Source organism: Pseudomonas floridensis, assembly GCF_002087235.1.
GTDB classification, from domain to species: Bacteria; Pseudomonadota; Gammaproteobacteria; order Pseudomonadales; family Pseudomonadaceae; genus Aquipseudomonas; species Aquipseudomonas floridensis.
The window spans coordinates 13,705-30,647 of sequence record NZ_MUIO01000088.1; the positions used below are offsets into that span (position 1 = coordinate 13,705).

The following is a 16,943-nucleotide window of genomic DNA, read 5'->3' on the forward strand; positions in this document are numbered from 1 at the left end:
ATCAGGATGACTCGCTTGTGGGAGTGGACTTGTCCACGAAGACGGTCTGACCGGCTCTTACTTCACTTGCACCTTATAAAAATCCTGCCGGCCGAACGGGCTTACCTGATAGCCCGTCACGTCCTTGCGCACCAGGGTGGCAGCGGTCGGGTGGGCGAGGGGGATCCACAGGGCCTGTTGCTGGATGTGCGTCTGTGCCTGGTGATAGAGCTTGCTGCGCTCGGCCTGGTCAGGGGTGGATTTACCGTCGCTGATCAGCTTGTCCAGGGTCTTGTCGCAATAGCGGGCGAAGTTGGTGCCCGACTGTACGGCCGCGCAGGAAAACTGAGGTGTCAGGAAGTTATCCGGATCGCCATTGTCGCCCGCCCAGCCCATGAACAGCAGGTCATGCTCGCCTGCCTTGGCGCGACGAATCAGCTCGCCCCATTCTATGACCTTGATCTCGGCATCAATGCCGATCTGCTTCAAATCAGCCTGTAGCAACTGCGCGCCGAGGCTCGGATTCGGGTTCAGCAGGCTGCCGGAAGGACGTGTCCAGATCGTAGTTTTGAAGCCATCTTTCAGGCCCGCTTTGGCCAGCAGTGCCTTGGCTTTGGTGACGTCATGTGGATAGCCGGGCAGGTCCTTGGCGAAACTCCAGGTGTTGGGCGGGTAAGGGCCGTTGGCAGTTTCGGCAGTGCCTTCGAACACGGCCTTCAGATAGTTGGCCTTGTCGAACGCCAGGTTCACCGCCTGACGCACTTCTGGTTTGTCGAACGGTGGATGCTGGCTGTTGATTGCCACGAAGGCCGTCATGAAGGCCTCGGTCTTTTCGACCTTCAACGATGCGTCCTTGCTGGCCGCCTGGATATCCAGTGGCTTGGGCGAGAGGGCGATCTGGCATTCGTCCTGGCGGATCTTCTGTAAACGCACATTGGCGTCCGGGGTAATGGCGTACACCAGCGTGTCGATGTCGGACTTGCCCGCGAAGTAGTCCTTGAACGCTTCGTAACGCACCACAGCGTCCTTCTGGAAGCGCTTGAACACGAACGGGCCGGTGCCGATGGGCTGGCTGTTGAGTTTTTCCGGTGTACCGGCTTTCAGCAATTGCGCGGTGTACTCGGCCGAGTAGATCGAGGCGAAGCCCATGCTCAGTGTCGCGAGAAATGTTGAGTCGGCGCGATTGAGGGTGAACCTGACCGTATGCGCATCAGGTGCATCGATGCCTTTGATCAGCGCAGGCAACTGCATGGACTGCGCATGCGGGAAGCCACTCTGGGCAACCTTGTGCCATGGGTTTTGCGGGTCGAGCATGCGCTGGAAACTGAACAGCACGTCATCGGCGTTCAATTCGCGAGTGGGCGTGAAGTAGTCGGTGGTGTGAAACTTCACACCAGAGCGCAGCTTGAAGGTGTAGGTCAGGCCGTCGTCTGACACGCTCCAGCTTTGCGCAAGGCTGGGCACCAGTTTGCCGCTCTGGGCATCGAAATCCACCAGGCGGTTCATGAGCACATCGGCCGAGGCGTTGGTGGTGGTCAGCGAATTGTATTGCACCACGTCGAAGCCCTCCGGGCTGGCTTCGGTGCAAACCGCAAGGCTGGTTGCCTGAGCGGCAATCGGGAGCAACAACGGGACAAGCAAAAAGGGGAGTGCAGCAAGGCGCATGGCGTTATTCCTGTTCAGAAAGGGCCCCATCTGCCGGCGCAGTCTGGTGAGGGACTAACCCTAGACCATGTGCTGGCGCAGAACAATCGCCACAGAGCGACGAGCGGTCAATTCGGCAGCGCCCCCTGCATGGCTTGATTCAGCCGTCGCGCAGAGCCCGGTCATTTGCTGTAGAGTGCATTGCCTGTTGTTGAGCGCAAGGCTTTCTGGTATAAAGCAGCGCTCTTTTCTAGGGGCCCGGTTCCTTCACTGTAGGTGTAGCCGGTAAGACCCTTAAAGAAACGCGGCGCCTGGCGCCAAATGACTGAGAGATTAAGCGGCCAACCCATGCCGGGTTGGGCATGTGGTTTTAGAGGGCTGAGGCATGTCGAGAGTCTGTCAAGTTACCGGTAAGGGTCCGGTAACCGGGAATAACATTTCCCACGCAAACAACAAAACCCGTCGTCGTTTCCTGCCAAACCTGCAGCATCACCGCTTCTGGGTTGAAGGCGAGAAGCGTTTTGTTCGTCTGCGCGTATCTGCTAAAGGCATGCGTATCATCGACAAGCGTGGCATCGAAGTTGTGCTCGCTGAACTGCGTCGCGACGGCAAAATTTAAGGGAGAGAATCATGCGTGAATTGATCCGTTTGGTGTCGAGCGCTGGTACAGGCCATTTCTACACCACCGACAAGAACAAACGTACTACTCCGGATAAAATCGAAATCAAAAAATTCGATCCGGTTGTACGCAAGCACGTGATGTACAAAGAAGGCAAAATCAAGTAATTGATTCTGTCTCCTGCAAAAAAGCCCGCCTTTCAGCGGGTTTTTTTGTGCCTGTCATTTACCTGGGCAAATGCAAAAACGCCCGGTGCAATGCACTGGGCGCCGGTTACAGGGCAGTTCGGTCAGCCGAAGCTGAAGCGCGACACAACCCCGTCTTCCGTTACGACGTTGACGCGCTTCTGATCGATTTCCAGGGTCGTTGGCTCATTCGGGCCTACGATGCGGTCACGCCCGGTCAGTTCGCCGATGTAGGCCTTGACGGTCGGTACATAGCGGCTGCCGATCAGATAGTGAAGGGTTTGGGTGATCTCTTCGTTGGTCATGTTCATAGTCCTTTATGAATGATGTCCGGATTGGACGCCTGCAGATTCGCTGAATCGAAACGGCGTCCTGCGTTACATAGTTGTATCCTTGGCCTCGAACACCACGTAAATCTTACGGCATGCTTCGAGCACTTCCCAGGTGCCCTTGAACCCCGCCGGAATCACGAACCGGTCACCGGCGCGCAGCGTTTTGGCGTGACCCTGTTCATCGCGCAATACCGAAACTCCCTGTACGATTTCGCAGTACTCATGCTCAGTGTAGCTGACCTGCCATTGCCCGGGTTCGCCATTCCACACGCCTGCGCTCATCTGTCCGCAGGGGCTGTTGTAGTGGTTGTAGATTGTCTGCTGCGGATCGCCTTTGAAGATTTTTTCCGGTGCCGGGCGATAGTGCTCGGCGGCGGTGCTGGCTTCGCTGAAGTCGACAATGCTTTCGATGCTCATGTTGGGCGGTCCCCTCGGCTGATGTGATAAGGATTTCGACGAGTGCGGTAGGCAATAGTGCCCGGCTGGCGCAATTGACTGTTTAATAAAATCAACAAATGGGCGCGTCAGGCGTCACTTGTGTCAAATATATTGGATTTGCCACCCGGCTGGTTTAGGGTGGCGGCTGCCCTGAAATTCTGAATTGTGTCTTTAATCAATCATGACACACGCCCATTGAACAAGAGGAGGACATCCGCATGACCACCCTGACTCGTGCCGACTGGGAAAAGCGTGCCCTGGACCTGAAAATCGAAGGCCGCGCTTTTATCCAGGGTGAATACACCGCCGCCGCTTCCGGCGAGACCTTCGACTGCATCAGCCCGGTCGACGGCCGCATGCTCGCCAAAGTCGCCAGCTGCGACGCCGCCGACGCCCAGCGCGCTGTCGAAAGTGCACGTAGCGTTTTCAACTCCGGCACCTGGTCACGTCTTGCTCCTGCCAAGCGCAAAGCGGCCATGATCCGCTTCGCCGGTCTGCTCAAGCAGAATGCCGAAGAACTGGCCCTGCTCGAGACGCTGGACATGGGCAAGCCAATCGGCGACTCGTTTGGTATCGACATTCCCGCTTCCGCTGGCGCGTTGAGCTGGAGCGGTGAAGCGATCGACAAACTGTACGACGAGGTGGCCGCCACGCCGCATGACCAGTTGGGCCTCGTGACGCGTGAGCCGGTCGGCGTGGTCGCTGCCATCGTGCCGTGGAACTTCCCGCTGATGATGGCCTGCTGGAAGCTGGGGCCTGCGTTGTCGACCGGTAACTCGGTGGTCCTCAAGCCTTCGGAAAAATCCCCGTTGACCGCCATTCGTATTGCACAACTGGCCATCGAGGCGGGCATTCCCGCAGGCGTGCTCAACGTATTGCCGGGCTACGGCCACACCGTCGGCAAGGCTCTGGCGTTGCACATGGATGTGGACACCGTGGTGTTTACCGGTTCGACCAAAATTGCCAAGCAACTGATGGTGTACGCGGGCGAGTCGAACATGAAGCGCGTCTGGCTCGAAGCGGGCGGCAAGAGCCCGAATATCGTGTTCGCCGATGCGCCCGATCTGGAAGCCGCGGCCCATGCTGCTGCCAGCGCCATTGCCTTCAACCAGGGTGAAGTCTGCACCGCAGGATCGCGCCTGCTCGTCGAGCGTTCGATCAAGGATCGCTTTCTGCCGCTGGTCATCGAAGCGCTCAAAGGCTGGAAGGCCGGTAATCCGCTGGACCCGGCCACCAACGTGGGCGCGCTGGTCGATACTCAGCAAATGGACACCGTGTTGTCCTACATCGAAGCCGGTCATGCCGACGGTGCCAGGCTGGTCGCTGGCGGCAAGCGTGTGTTGCAGGAAACAGGCGGCACCTACGTCGAGCCGACCATTTTCGATGGCGTGAACAATGCGATGAGAATCGCTCAGGAAGAAATCTTCGGGCCGGTGCTGTCGGTGCTGACCTTCGACACTGCCGAAGAAGCCATTCAAATCGCCAACGACACGCAGTACGGGCTGGCAGCTGCCGTCTGGACCGCCAACCTCTCCAAGGCGCATCTGACGGCCAAGGCATTGCGTGCCGGTAGCGTGTGGATCAATCAGTACGATGGCGGCGACATGACTGCGCCGTTCGGGGGCTTCAAACAATCGGGCAACGGCCGCGACAAGTCGCTGCACGCGTTCGACAAGTACACTGAGCTCAAGTCCACCTGGATCAAGTTGTAAGTCGTCCCCTCAAGCGCCCCCGACCTGTGCGGGGGCGCATGACCGCTTCAGGCCCATTCAGCCCTCATACTGATCGTTTCCATGCGCCGCGTGGAAATGCACCCGGTGACGCTCCGCGTTCCGGCGTCTGCACTACCGGAATCAGATTCAATCGTTAACCCGCAGGAACACGGACATGCGTTGGGGTACTTATTTTGCCGTTCTGGCCTCGATCCTCAGTGTCGGGCTGGCCATTGGCGTCAGCATGCCGCTGGTCTCGCTCAGGCTCGCGGACTGGGGTTATGGCACGTTCGCCATCGGTGTGATGGCGGCCATGCCTGCGGTGGGTGTACTGGTCGGGGCAGGCGTGGCGAGTGCGCTGGCTTCACGGCTCGGAACGGCCAATCTGATGCGACTGTGTTTGTGGGGCGGGGCCGTTTCGGTGGGCGCGTTGGCGTTGTTGCCTTACTACCCGGTCTGGCTGGTGTTGCGCCTGATGTTGGGCATGATTCTGACGATCGTCTTCGTGCTCGGCGAAAGCTGGATCAACCAGTTGGTGATCGAGCGTCTGCGCGGTCGGCTGGTCGCGTTGTACGGCAGCACCTACGCCTTGAGTCAGTTGGCCGGGCCGCTGTTGTTGGGCGCGATCGGTACCGAAGCCGATTATGGTTTCTGGATCGGCGTGCTGTTGATGACCTGTTCGCCTTTATTGCTGCTGGGTCGAAGCGGCGCGCCGTCGACGCAATCCAGCAGCGTGAGTTTTGCCGATCTGCTTGGCTTCTGTCGCGGGATGCCGGCCATCGCCGGAGCGGTGGCGCTGTTCGCTGCATTCGAGGCGTTGATCCTGACGCTGCTACCGATCTACTGCATCCGTCATGGCTTCACGCCCGAGGTTGCGCTGATGATGGTCAGTGCGGTGGTGGTCGGCGATGCCGTGCTGCAGTTGCCGATCGGCCTGCTGGCCGATCGCATTTCACGCCGCACGCTGTTCACCGGCTGTGCGGCTGCGCTGATGGTGTCGAGTCTGGCGATTCCGCTGCTGGTCGATACCGTGATCATCTGGCCGCTGTGGGTGCTGTTCGGGGCAAGCGCCGGTGGCCTGTTCACCCTGTCGCTGATTCTGATCGGTGAGCGGTACCGTGATGACGCGCTGGTTCGTGCCAACGCGCATGTTGCGCAATTGTGGGGTATTGGCTGCCTGCTCGGACCTCTGGCGGCGGGTGCGGGCAGTCAATGGGTCAGCATCGACGCCTTGCCGCTACTGATGGCGGCTGGTGCGTTCGGTTTGCTGATTCTGACCACAAGGCGCGGTGCGTTCGGCGTCAGCGCGGTGCAGGCCTAGAGCATCCGCTCCAGGCCAATCGCTTTACTCATCCAGGCGTTGAAGCGGCGCCACCAGTCACCCGGCTCGGTGGTCAGCGTATGGATCACGCCGTTGTCCTCGGTAACCCAGACCACCTTGCCGTCCTGAAGCCTGGCTTCGTAGGTCAGCGAAGGCGCCATGCCTTGCAGTGTCAGTTCACGCAGTTCCTCGGCCAACTGCGGGCTGTCGACCAGCACCCCGACTTCGGTGTTCCACAGGACCGAACGCGGGTCGAAGTTGAATGAGCCGACGAAGACTTTCTGACGGTCGAAGATCATCGCCTTGCTGTGCAGACTGGATTCGGAGCTGACCAGCGACTGGCTTTTTCTGAACAGGTGCGGTCCGCTGCCGCGCATGGTTTCGGTGTCGCCCGGCTGACGGCGCAGTTCGAACAGCTTGACGCCGTGCTCCAGCAGCGCCTTGCGATAAGGCGCGTAACCGCCATGTACCGCAGGCACGTCCGTGGCTTCCAGCGAGTTGGTCAGCAGGCTGACGTTGACCCCCGCGTCGGCGCGACCGGTGAGGTACAGCAGCCCTTCCTGACCCGGCACGAAGTACGCTGAGATCAGCATCAACTCCTTACTGGTCTTCAACAATTCCGGGGCCAGTTGCGTGGTCAGCAACAGGTGCGGATCCGGCTCGCCCTGGGCCAGCACTTTGGTCGGTGCATCCCACAGCGCCTGGTTCCAGGCCCAGACCAGTTCGTTCAGCCAGGTCTTCATGCGCGGTTCGGTCTTGTAGGCCATCAGTCTTTCATACAGAGCCTTGTGCTGCTGGTGCGCCTGCTCCAGCGAGATCGCAAGCCGTTGCCGGGCCTCGGCCAGGTCCTGCGTGTCCGGCAGAAAATACATGAAGTCGTCGATGGGCTTGCTCAGCGTGCTGTTCCAGTACTGATCGAAGCTGTGCCCAAGCTGCTCGGCGACCGGCCCGACGCTCAACATGTCGATGTCGGTGAAGTTCAGGTTGGGCTCGGCATCGAAGTATTCGTCACCCAGGTTGCGACCGCCGACGATCGCCACGCTGTTGTCCGCCAGCCATAGCTTGTTGTGCATGCGCCGATGCTGGCGTGACAGGTTCATCAGCCGCCCCAGGCTGCGCGTGATGCCGGTTTCGCGCCCCAGGTTTTGCGGATTGAACAGACGAATCTGAATGTTCGGGTGCGCGGCGAGGGTGGCAATGGCCTGATCCAGGCCGTCGCTGGTGGTGTCATCGAGCAGGATGCGCACGCGAACGCCACGGTCGGCCGCGTTGAGCAGCTCGTCGATCAAAGCGCGAGTGCTCAAGCCGTCGTGGACGATGTAGTACTGCAGATCGAGGCTGGTTTTGGCGTTGCGGATCAGTTCGGCGCGGGCCTTGAAAGCGTCACTGCTGTCGGGCAGCAGACGAAAGCCCGAACGCCCTTCATGAGGCAGTGCCATGGCCTGGATCGAGCGGCCGAAGGCGGATTCCGAAGACGGCACGGCCTGGCTTGGCTCACCGAGCGGGGCTTGATGTGCGCAACCGCTGACGCACAGCGCAACCAGCAAGGAGAAGGGCAAGGTCCATGAGTGCTTCAAATTGATATTCACCATCAGGCTGGGTTCGACTTGGCGATAAGACCGCCGAAACCGGGAAAGATTTGCCAGGGTCAGTCAGTTTGCGCAATCAAGTGCGCAATCGTCTCGCCCACGATGCGCACCGCACGCTCGATTTCCGGTGTCGGTCTGGCAGCGTAGTTCATGCGCATGCAGTTGCGGTACTTGCCCGAGGCGGAAAAGATACTGCCCACCGCGATCTGTACGCCCTTGCTCAGCAACGCGCGATTGAGGCGCAGGGTGTCGAAATCTTCGGCCAGTTCCACCCACAGCATGAAGCTGCCTTGCGGGCGACTGACCCGCGTGCCGTCCGGGAAATAGCGCATCACCCAGTCGATCATCACGTCACGGCTGCGCTGGTACTGTGTGCGCATGCGGCGCAGGTGCGGCTCGTAGTGGCCGCCCTCGATGAAGTCGGCAATCGCCAGTTGCGGCTGCGGCGCGGTGGATCCGGTGCTGATGTATTTCATGTGCAGAACCCGCTCCAGATACCGGCCCGGTGCGACCCAGCCGATCCGAAGGCCCGGGGCCAGCGTCTTGGAGAACGAACTGCACAGCAGCACGCGACCGTCTTCGTCGAAGGACTTGATGGTGCGCGGGCGAGGGTAGGTGTAGGCCAGATCGCCATACACATCGTCTTCGATGATCGCCACGTCAAAGCGTTGCGCCAGTGTCAGCAGCGCCCGCTTGCGCGCTTCGGGCATGACGTAGCCCAGCGGGTTATTGCAGCTGGGTGTCAGCTGAATAGCCTTGATCGGCCACTGCTCCAGCGCGAGCTCCAGCGCTTCCAGGCTGATGCCGGTCAGCGGATCGGTCGGGATTTCCATGGCCTTCATGCCCAGGCCTTTGAGCGTTTGCATGGCACCGAAAAAACTGGGCGAATCCACGGCCACAATGTCTCCCGGCGCGCAGATGGCGCGAACGCTGGCCGACAGTGCTTCGTGGCAACCGGTGGTGATGACCAGATCGTTGGCGGTCAGGTTGCAGCCGGAATCGAGCAGTAGACGCGCGATCTGTTCACGCAGTGTATGGACGCCGTAGATATTGTCGTAATACAGACCGGGCATGTCCTGATGGCGGCTCAACTGGCTCAATGCGCGCATCAACGGTTTCAACGTCGGACCGGTCACGTCCGGCATGCCGCGTCCCAGTTGGGTGACCGCTTCCATCGGCGATACCCGGATCAGGTCCAGCACCTGATCCCACTGCGAGATATCCACCGGCCGCTGAACCGGCCGACCTACCGCCGGAAGCGCCGGAGCCTGGCGACTGGCCGAGACGAAATAGCCGGATTTGGGGCGGGGCGTTGCCAGCCCGCTGTCTTCCAGCACCCGATAGGCTTGTTGGACGGTGCTCAGACTGACCCCATGCTCGACGCTGAGTGCGCGCACGGAAGGCAGGCGGTCGCCGGGTCGGTAAAAACCTTTTTCGATCCGCGAGCCTAGTAGCTCGGCAAGGTTGACGTAAAGCGTCATGGCGCATGCTCGGGTAGGTGAAGCGGGGAAGAACAATACAGATGCAGCGAAAATACAGCATTCAGGCAGCGATTTGAATGATCTGTATGGAAAATATAAAGGGTTTTTGAATCTGTAATGCTTTGGTAACTCGCTTCATCATGGGCTCACACCCACCAGGATGGAGGAACCAGCGATGAATGGGTTCAGCGACGTACGATTAGCGTTTCACAGCCAGGAATTGCAAGAGTCCCGGCCGACTGCGAGCAAGGCCGTTCACATCGCCCCGGTGTGCGCGCCGAAAGGCATGAGCCGCTGGGCGCTGTACCGTCATCGCTGGGCTTCCCGCCGTGCGCTGCTGGAACTGACTGACGATCAGCTTCGGGACATCGGCATCGATTTCCAACAGGCGCGTTCGGAAGGGATGAAGGCGTTCTGGAGAACCTGACGCGGTTCAGCGCAGTTCTTTCAGGCGGTGCCAGAGCATGCCCAGCGCCAGCAGCGGCGAACGCAGATGCTTGCCGCCCGGGAAGGTCATGTGTGGAACGCGGGCAAACAATTCGAAGCCATCGCTGTGCTGCCCGGCGATGGCTTCGGCCAGCAGCCGACCCGCCAGGTGCGTGGCATTCACGCCGTGTCCGGAATAGGCCTGGGCATAGAACACGTTCGGCTGGTCCTTGAGCCGACCGATCTGCGGCAGGCGATTGGCGCCGATGCCAATCATCCCTCCCCACTGATAATCGATCTTCACGTCGGCCAGCTGCGGGAATACAGCCAGCATTTTGGGCCTCATGTAGGCAGCGATGTCCTGCGGATCGCGCCCCGAGTAGTGGCACGCACCCCCGAACAGCAGGCGTTTGTCGGCGGAGAGCCGGTAGTAATCCACGGTCACGCGCTGGTCACAGACCGCCATGTCCTGCGGCAGCAGTTCAGCGGCTTGCGCCGGGCTCAAGGGTTCGGTCGCGATGATATAGCTTCCGGCGGGCAGCACCTTGCCACTGAGGGTGGGGTTCAGGTCTTTCAAATAGGCGTTGCAGCCCAGGACCAGGGTTTTCGCCAGCACTGAACCTTGCGCGGTATGCACCTTGATCTGCGCGCCGTAGTCGATGCGCGTCACTTCGGAATGTTCGAACAGCTGCACGCCCAGCGATTGCGCGACAGCCGCCTCGCCCAAGGCCAGATTCAACGGATGCAGATGCCCGGAGCCCATATCGATCAAGCCACCGACATAACGATCCGAGCCCACCACGCTGCGCATCTGATCCGCGGGCACCTGCTTCAGCTCATGGCGATAACCGAGGCTGCGCAGCTCGTCGGCGTCTTCGGCCAGATGGGCCAGGTCGCGTGGTTTGTTGGCCAGGTCGCAGTAACCCCATTTCAGCGCGCAATCAATGCCATGTCGCGCGACCCGCTGGCGCACGATCTCCACCGCTTCGATACCCATCAACTTGAGCTGGCGCACGCCGTCGCTGCCGATGACATTGGCGAACTGCTCGACGCCATGGCCTACGCCGCGGATCAACTGACCGCCATTGCGCCCGCTGGCACCCCATCCGACCTTGCGTGCCTCCAGCAGCGCAACGCTCAGGCCGCGCTCGGCCAGTTCGATGGCGGTGTTGAGCCCGGAAAATCCGCCGCCCACGACGCACACATCGACCTTCACCTCGCCCTGCAGCGCCGGGTAATCCGGTTGAGGATGGCTGCTGGCGGCATAGTAGGAGGCGGTGTGCGCATGTTGCCAGGCGGGTTGCTGGACGCGGGCGTTCATGGACATGTCCTGTTGGCGGCGTTTGAAGTGTCTGGAGGATAAGCTGCTGTCGTGAGCCTGCCAACTCAGGCAAAATCCGCTGCATTGTGTCCGGGTGAACGTTTCAATGAGCTGCAATCTTCAGAAAGTTCGCGAGCTGCGCCGCCAGATTCCTTCGTTCGAGTGCGTGCCGGGCTGCCACGACTGCTGTGGGCCGGTGACGACTTCCTCCGAGGAAATGGCCCGCCTGCCGCGCAAGACTGCCGCCGAGCAGGATGCCGCCCTGAACGAGCTGAATTGCGTGCATCTGGGGCCTCAGGGCTGCACGGTGTACGACGAGCGTCCGCTGATCTGTCGGCTGTTCGGCACCACCGAAACCCTGCCATGCCCCAACGGCCGACGTCCGGTGGAACTGATCTATCCTCGTGTCGAAAAGCAGGTGCACGCGTACATCGCCTCAACCCGGCAGGTTTTGGTCTGAACACCTGATCAGTCGGCAATCGGCAGGTTCAGGCTCTCCTTGACCTCTTCCATCACGATGTAGCTCTTGGACTCGCGCACATGCGGCAGTTTGAGCAGGATGTCGCCGAGCAGCTTTCGATACGATGCCATCTCCGAAATGCGCGCTTTCACCAGATAGTCGAAGTCGCCGGACACCAGATGGCACTCCAGCACATGGGGCAGCTTCAAGACGGCGCGGCGGAATTCTTCGAACGTGTCGCCCGACTTGTAATCCAGACTGATCTCGACGAACACCAGCAGGCTGGCCTTGAGGCTCTGCGGATCCAGCCGTGCGTTGTAGCCCATGATGATGCCCTCGCGCTCGAGCCGACGAACACGCTCGGTGCAGGGCGTGGTGGACAGGCCGACCCGCTCGCCCAGTTCGGTGAACGAGATCCGTCCGTCCACTTGAAGGATGCGCAGGATATTGCGGTCGATTTTGTCCAGCTCACGTTTTGACTGGTGTTGGGTGCGCACGCGTGAAGTCCCCTCTACGAAACTGTTTATTGCCGAGAATTACCGCCGAATATAAGCATTTATACGGTTAAAAGCACTGCCCAATGCCCCATATACTGGTCACATCCTTGCTTAAAACTTCAAAACGTCAGCGGATATCCGCGATGAGGTCATCGACATGCGCGTTCTGGTCCTTGGTAGTGGTGTGATCGGTACAACCAGTGCGTACTATTTGGCGCGGGCAGGCTTTCAGGTCACCGTGGTAGACCGTCAGCCTGCTGCTGCCATGGAAACCAGTTTCGCCAACGCCGGACAGGTCTCGCCAGGCTATGCATCACCGTGGGCCGCGCCGGGCGTGCCGCTCAAGGCGCTCAAGTGGCTGCTGCAACGTCACGCGCCGCTGGCGATCAAGGCCACCGCCGATATCGATCAGTACCTGTGGATGGCACAGATGCTGCGCAACTGCACCGCCAGCCGCTATGCCGTGAACAAAGAGCGCATGGTGCGACTGTCCGAGTACAGCCGTGACTGCCTCGACGAACTGCGTCAGGAAACCGGTATCGCCTACGAAGGCCGTAGCCTGGGCACGACGCAACTGTTCCGCACTCAGGCGCAATTGGATAACGCCGCCAAGGACATCTCGGTGCTTGAGCAGTCCGGCGTGCCCTACGAGTTGCTCGACCGCGAAGGTATTGCTCGCGTGGAACCGGCGCTCGCCAGTGTCACCGGCATTCTGAGCGGCGCGCTGCGTCTGCCCAACGACCAGACGGGCGATTGCCAGCTGTTCACCACCCGCCTTGCCGAGATGGCCGAAAAGCTGGGCGTCGAGTTCCGCTACGGGCAGAACATCGAGCGTCTGGATTTCGCGGGTGACCGTATCAACGGTGTCTGGATCGACGGTAAGCTGGAAACCGCCGACCGCTACGTACTGGCGCTGGGCAGCTATTCGCCCAGGCTGCTCAAGCCGCTGGGCATCAAGGCGCCGGTCTATCCGCTCAAGGGCTATTCGCTGACCGTGCCGATCACCAACCCGGGCATGGCTCCGGCGTCGACCATCCTCGATGAAACCTACAAGGTGGCGATCACCCGTTTCGACAACCGTATCCGCGTCGGCGGCATGGCGGAAATCGCCGGCTTCGACCTGTCGCTCAACCCGCGTCGGCGCGAAACACTGGAGATGATCGTCGGTGACCTCTATCCTCAGGGCGGCGACCTGACCCAGGCCAGTTTCTGGACCGGGTTGCGTCCTACCACGCCGGACGGCACGCCGATCGTGGGTGCCACGCCATTGCGCAATCTGTTCCTCAACACCGGCCACGGTACGTTGGGCTGGACGATGGCCTGCGGTTCCGGCCGTTTGCTGGCCGACCTGATGGCCCGCAAGACACCCCAGATCAGCGCCGAAGGCCTCGATATCTCTCGTTATGGCAGTACCCAGGAGAACGCAAAGCATGTCAATCCAGCGCCAGCTCACCAATGAGCGCATGAGTCAGATCGTCGTCCACAACGGCACCGTCTATTTGTCGGGCCAGGTGGGAGACGACATGACCGCCGGAGTCGAGAAGCAGACTCAGGAGACCCTGGACAGCATCGAGCGTTTGCTCGACCTGGCCGGCACGGACAAGACCCGCATCCTGTCGGTGACGATTTACCTGAAAGACATCGATGCCGACTTCGCCGGCATGAACAGCGTCTGGGACAAATGGCTGCCCAAAGGCGTCGCGCCTGCTCGGGCGACCGTCGAGGCCAAGCTGTGCGAACCGGAAATTCTGGTCGAACTGTCAGTGGTCGCTGCTCTGCCGTAATGTTTTCCTTGGCCCGGCGACGCACCCTCGGCGTCGGGCTTTTTTAACACCCTTTTCAGGCAATACCGTCCCCATGCGTCCAGCCCGCGCCCTTGTCGATCTTCAAGCCCTGCGTCACAACTACCAACTGGCCCGCGAGAGCTCAGGTGCCAAGGCACTTGCCGTGCTCAAGGCCGACGCCTACGGCCATGGTGCCGTGCGTGTGGCCCAGGCGCTGGACGGGTTGGCGGACGGCTTTGCGGTGGCCTGCATCGAAGAAGCGCTGGAACTGCGTGCGGCCGGTATTGCCGCGCCGATCCTGCTGCTGGAAGGTTTCTTCGAAGCCGACGAACTGGAGCTGATCGTCCGGCATGATCTGTGGACGGTGGTGCATTCGATGTGGCAACTCGAAGCGATCGAGCAGGCGCGCCTCGGCAGGCCGCTGACCGTCTGGCTCAAGCTCGACACCGGCATGCATCGCGTCGGTCTGCACCCGACCGAGTACCGCGGTGCTTATCAACGCCTGCTGGCGACCGGCAAAGTGGCCAGAATCGTGCTGATGAGCCACTTTGCACGCGCCGATGAGCTGCACTGTGCGGCCTGCGACGCGCAGGTTGCTGTGTTCGACGAGGCGCGTGGGGGCCTGACCGCAAAAACCAGCCTGAAAAATTCTCCCGCCGTACTGGGTTGGCCGACCATTCAGAGCGACTGGGTGCGCCCCGGCATCATGCTCTATGGCGCCACGCCTTTCGACGAGCCGCAGCCTTTGGCTGATCGTTTGCAGCCGGTCATGACCCTGGAATCGAAAATCATCAGTGTCCGCGAGCTGGCCGCTGGCCAGCCGGTGGGTTATGGCGCGACCTTCGTGACCGACCGGCCGTCCCGCATCGGCGTCGTGGCGATGGGCTACGCCGACGGCTATCCACGTCAGGCACCGACCGGAACGCCGGTGTTCATCGATGGCCAGCCGTCCAGGCTGGTCGGGCGAGTGTCGATGGACATGCTCAGCGTGGACCTGACCGGACTGCCCCAGGCCGGCCTCGGCAGCCGCGTCGAATTGTGGGGCCGGAACGTGCTGGCCAGTGACGTTGCCGCTCGGGCCGGGACCATTCCCTACCAGATATTCTGCAATCTGCGCCGTGTTCCACGTCTCTATCCCAAGGATTGAGCCCGCGTCTGGCCGTTAATCCCCAGTGACGTCCGGTGGCCTGTCGAGTGTTGTAAATATCGAACGCTGTTGCCATGATGGCACTCATCTCGACTTGACCTGACTAAATCTGGGGGAATACCGCATTGGACGTGGGTGAACGACTGCAATCAATCCGCAAGCTCAAAGGCCTCTCCCAGCGTGAACTCGCCAAGCGGGCAGGCGTGACCAACAGCACCATTTCCATGATCGAGAAGAACAGCGTCAGCCCCTCGATCAGCTCCCTGCGCAAGGTGCTGAGCGGTATTCCCATGTCGATGGTCGAGTTCTTTTCCGAAGAAGTCGAAACCGAAAATCCGACTCAGGTGGTTTACAAGGCCAGCGAACTGATTGATATCTCGGACGGTGCCGTGACCATGAAGCTGGTCGGCAAGTCGCATCAGGGCCGGGCGATTGCCTTTCTCACCGAAACCTACCCGCCGGGTGCCGACACAGGTGAGGAAATGCTGGTGCACGAAGGCGAAGAGACCGGCATCGTCGTCGAAGGCCGTCTGGAACTGGTGGTCGGTCTGGACACTTACCTGCTCGAAGCGGGCGACAGTTACTATTTTGAAAGCACTCGCCCGCACCGTTTCCGCAATCCGTTCGACGCCCCGGCGCGACTGATCAGCGCAGCCACACCCGCCAACTTCTGAACCCAATCCGTCTGCGGCCCATGTGAAATGGCGGTTTGCCGCGAAATCGCCGCGTTTGGTGTTCGTCGCCAGCCAGTCTTTCCGACTACAGGCGCATTTCGGCCTGTCCGACCGACCGCTATACTTTTTCAGCCTGCCCGCCTGTTCCCGCAGGCGTGAACCAGTCACCTTGAGGGTGTTAAGCGTGAACCTGACAAACAAGTTTCTGGCCGTCGCGGCGACGTTGGCATTCTGGGTCGTCAACGCTCAGGCGGCGAGCAACGAAGAAATCGCCAAACGCCTCGACCCGGTTGGACAGGTCTGTGTTCAAGGCAAGGAGTGTCCCGGCGTGCAGGTGGTCAGCTCGTTGAGCGGTGGCGGTGCCCGTTCAGCGGATGATGTGATCGCCAGGCACTGCAACGTCTGCCACAGCGGCGTCATGCCCAATGCGCCGAAAATCGGTGACACCGCCGCCTGGACCGAGCGCTCCCAGAAAGAAGGCGGGATCGACGGGCTGCTGGCCAAAGCCATCACCGGCCTCAACGCCATGCCCCCGAAAGGCACCTGCGGCGATTGTTCTGACGAAGAGCTGAAAGGGGCGATTCAGAAGATGTCGGGCCTCAAGTAAACCAGCGCAACCAACAAATATTGTAGAAGCACGCTCGCCCACGATTTGCTGGCACCGGCGATACAGCCTCTATCGCTTTCGCGCGCAAGCTCTCTTCCACGAGGTTTGCATGCACTCAACGAGACGTGTGGATGAGGGCGCCAGCTAAAACGATCAGCACAACGGCCACGCGATATGCAGCACTTTCCTGCCTCCACCTGTCCAAGCTGCGTCCAATAACAATTCAGGAGAGCTCGGATGCCGCAGTCCTGTTCCATTGAGCAAGCCGTCGACCACGTTCTGGCACAGTTACCCGAGCATATTCACCTCGGCATGCCGCTGGGGTTGGGCAAGCCCAATCGATTCGTCAACGCGCTGTATCAACGGATCAGTGAATTGCCCGAGCGGCGGCTGACGATCTACACCGCATTGAGCCTGGGTCGACCGACGCCAGGTGAAGGCTTGCAGGCGCGCTTTCTGGAACCGTTTCTGAAACGTACGTTTGGCGATTACCCGGAACTGGACTTTCTGGCCGCGCTGCGTCGCGACAGCCTGCCGGGCAATATCCGCGTCCAGCAATTCTTCATGCAGCCGGGCAGCCTGCTCAACAGCGAGTCCGCCCAGCAGGATTACGTCAGCAGCAACTACAGCCACGCCGCCCGGGACATCAACGCCAGCGGCCTGAATCTGGTTGCGCAACTGGTGGCGCGTGACGATCAGCGGCCGGGCATGCTGAGCCTGAGCTGCA

The 16,943-nt window shown here is 60.6% G+C and carries 18 protein-coding genes and 1 pseudogene; 12 read left to right on the forward strand and 7 right to left on the reverse strand.

Annotated features, from left to right (window positions below; all coding sequences use genetic code 11):
* Positions 1-57 precede the first annotated feature (57 nt).
* The gene (locus BZK31_RS20910; RefSeq protein ID WP_083185044.1) at positions 58-1,644 is read right to left on the reverse strand and encodes an ABC transporter substrate-binding protein; all 1,587 of its coding nucleotides are present in this window, start codon (positions 1,642-1,644) and stop codon (positions 58-60) included.
* 364 nt (positions 1,645-2,008) lie between these two features.
* Here BZK31_RS20910 and rpmB point away from each other — a divergent pair, with 364 nt between their 5' ends.
* Both rpmB and rpmG read left to right on the forward strand, forming a co-directional pair.
* Entirely contained in the window at positions 2,009-2,242 is a 234-nt protein-coding gene (gene rpmB, locus BZK31_RS20915; protein WP_002551514.1) for a 50S ribosomal protein L28, read from the forward strand.
* 11 nt (positions 2,243-2,253) lie between these two features.
* Positions 2,254-2,409, forward strand: a complete 156-nt coding sequence (gene rpmG, locus BZK31_RS20920) for a 50S ribosomal protein L33 (RefSeq protein WP_004887154.1) — start codon at positions 2,254-2,256, stop codon at positions 2,407-2,409.
* A gap of 122 nt (positions 2,410-2,531) precedes the next feature.
* On the opposite strand, the gene BZK31_RS20925 is transcribed toward rpmG, so the two are convergent.
* A complete protein-coding gene (locus tag BZK31_RS20925; RefSeq protein ID WP_083185046.1) occupies positions 2,532-2,732 on the reverse strand; it encodes a hypothetical protein in 201 nt (66 codons plus the stop codon).
* Positions 2,733-2,804: 72 nt separating this feature from the next.
* A complete protein-coding gene (locus BZK31_RS20930) occupies positions 2,805-3,176 on the reverse strand; it encodes a cupin domain-containing protein (RefSeq protein ID WP_083185048.1) in 372 nt (123 codons plus the stop codon).
* 239 nt (positions 3,177-3,415) lie between these two features.
* On the opposite strand from BZK31_RS20930, the gene BZK31_RS20935 reads away from it, so the two are divergent.
* Together BZK31_RS20935 and BZK31_RS20940 are read left to right on the forward strand one after the other, a co-directional pair.
* Positions 3,416-4,909 (forward strand): aldehyde dehydrogenase, encoded by a 1,494-nt coding sequence (locus BZK31_RS20935; protein ID WP_083185050.1) that lies wholly within the window; start codon positions 3,416-3,418, stop codon positions 4,907-4,909.
* 175 nt (positions 4,910-5,084) lie between these two features.
* Entirely contained in the window at positions 5,085-6,230 is a 1,146-nt protein-coding gene (locus BZK31_RS20940; RefSeq protein ID WP_083185052.1) for an MFS transporter, read from the forward strand.
* Here the strand turns inward: BZK31_RS20940 and BZK31_RS20945 are convergent.
* A complete protein-coding gene (locus tag BZK31_RS20945; RefSeq protein WP_083185069.1) occupies positions 6,227-7,807 on the reverse strand; it encodes a phospholipase D family protein in 1,581 nt (526 codons plus the stop codon). The two genes, BZK31_RS20940 and BZK31_RS20945, sit on opposite strands and share 4 nt — an antisense overlap.
* 71 nt (positions 7,808-7,878) lie before the next feature.
* Positions 7,879-9,300: an aminotransferase-like domain-containing protein gene (locus BZK31_RS20950; protein ID WP_083185053.1), complete on the reverse strand. Its 1,422-nt coding sequence runs from the start codon at positions 9,298-9,300 to the stop codon at positions 7,879-7,881.
* 175 nt (positions 9,301-9,475) lie between these two features.
* Between BZK31_RS20950 and BZK31_RS20955 the strand changes: the two genes are divergently transcribed.
* Complete coding sequence (locus BZK31_RS20955) at positions 9,476-9,727, forward strand: DUF1127 domain-containing protein (protein ID WP_083185054.1); 252 nt, start codon at positions 9,476-9,478, stop codon at positions 9,725-9,727.
* A gap of 6 nt (positions 9,728-9,733) precedes the next feature.
* Here the strand turns inward: BZK31_RS20955 and BZK31_RS20960 are convergent, their stop codons facing one another.
* Positions 9,734-11,047: an NAD(P)/FAD-dependent oxidoreductase gene (locus tag BZK31_RS20960; RefSeq protein ID WP_083185056.1), complete on the reverse strand. Its 1,314-nt coding sequence runs from the start codon at positions 11,045-11,047 to the stop codon at positions 9,734-9,736.
* A gap of 106 nt (positions 11,048-11,153) precedes the next feature.
* Here BZK31_RS20960 and BZK31_RS20965 point away from each other — a divergent pair, with 106 nt between their 5' ends.
* Positions 11,154-11,507, forward strand: coding sequence for a YkgJ family cysteine cluster protein (locus BZK31_RS20965; protein WP_083185057.1), 354 nt, complete (start codon positions 11,154-11,156; stop codon positions 11,505-11,507).
* Positions 11,508-11,515: 8 nt separating this feature from the next.
* Here BZK31_RS20965 and BZK31_RS20970 read toward each other — a convergent pair whose 3' ends face one another.
* Positions 11,516-12,004, reverse strand: coding sequence for an Lrp/AsnC ligand binding domain-containing protein (locus BZK31_RS20970; RefSeq protein ID WP_083185059.1), 489 nt, complete (start codon positions 12,002-12,004; stop codon positions 11,516-11,518).
* 157 nt (positions 12,005-12,161) lie between these two features.
* On the opposite strand from BZK31_RS20970, the gene dadA reads away from it, so the two are divergent.
* The 6 genes and pseudogenes from dadA to BZK31_RS21000 all read left to right on the forward strand — a co-directional run.
* Positions 12,162-13,463: a D-amino acid dehydrogenase gene (gene dadA, locus BZK31_RS20975; protein WP_083185061.1), complete on the forward strand. Its 1,302-nt coding sequence runs from the start codon at positions 12,162-12,164 to the stop codon at positions 13,461-13,463.
* A complete protein-coding gene (locus BZK31_RS20980) occupies positions 13,435-13,788 on the forward strand; it encodes a RidA family protein (protein ID WP_004887130.1) in 354 nt (117 codons plus the stop codon). Before dadA ends, BZK31_RS20980 begins: the two co-directional genes overlap by 29 nt.
* A gap of 73 nt (positions 13,789-13,861) precedes the next feature.
* Entirely contained in the window at positions 13,862-14,935 is a 1,074-nt protein-coding gene (gene alr, locus BZK31_RS20985; RefSeq protein WP_083185063.1) for an alanine racemase, read from the forward strand.
* A gap of 125 nt (positions 14,936-15,060) precedes the next feature.
* A complete protein-coding gene (locus BZK31_RS20990; RefSeq protein ID WP_083185065.1) occupies positions 15,061-15,609 on the forward strand; it encodes a cupin domain-containing protein in 549 nt (182 codons plus the stop codon).
* A 184-nt stretch (positions 15,610-15,793) separates the two neighbouring features.
* Entirely contained in the window at positions 15,794-16,216 is a 423-nt protein-coding gene (locus BZK31_RS20995) for a c-type cytochrome (protein WP_083185067.1), read from the forward strand.
* A gap of 237 nt (positions 16,217-16,453) precedes the next feature.
* Positions 16,454-16,943: pseudogene (locus BZK31_RS21000) on the forward strand (acetyl-CoA hydrolase); the annotation flags it as partial.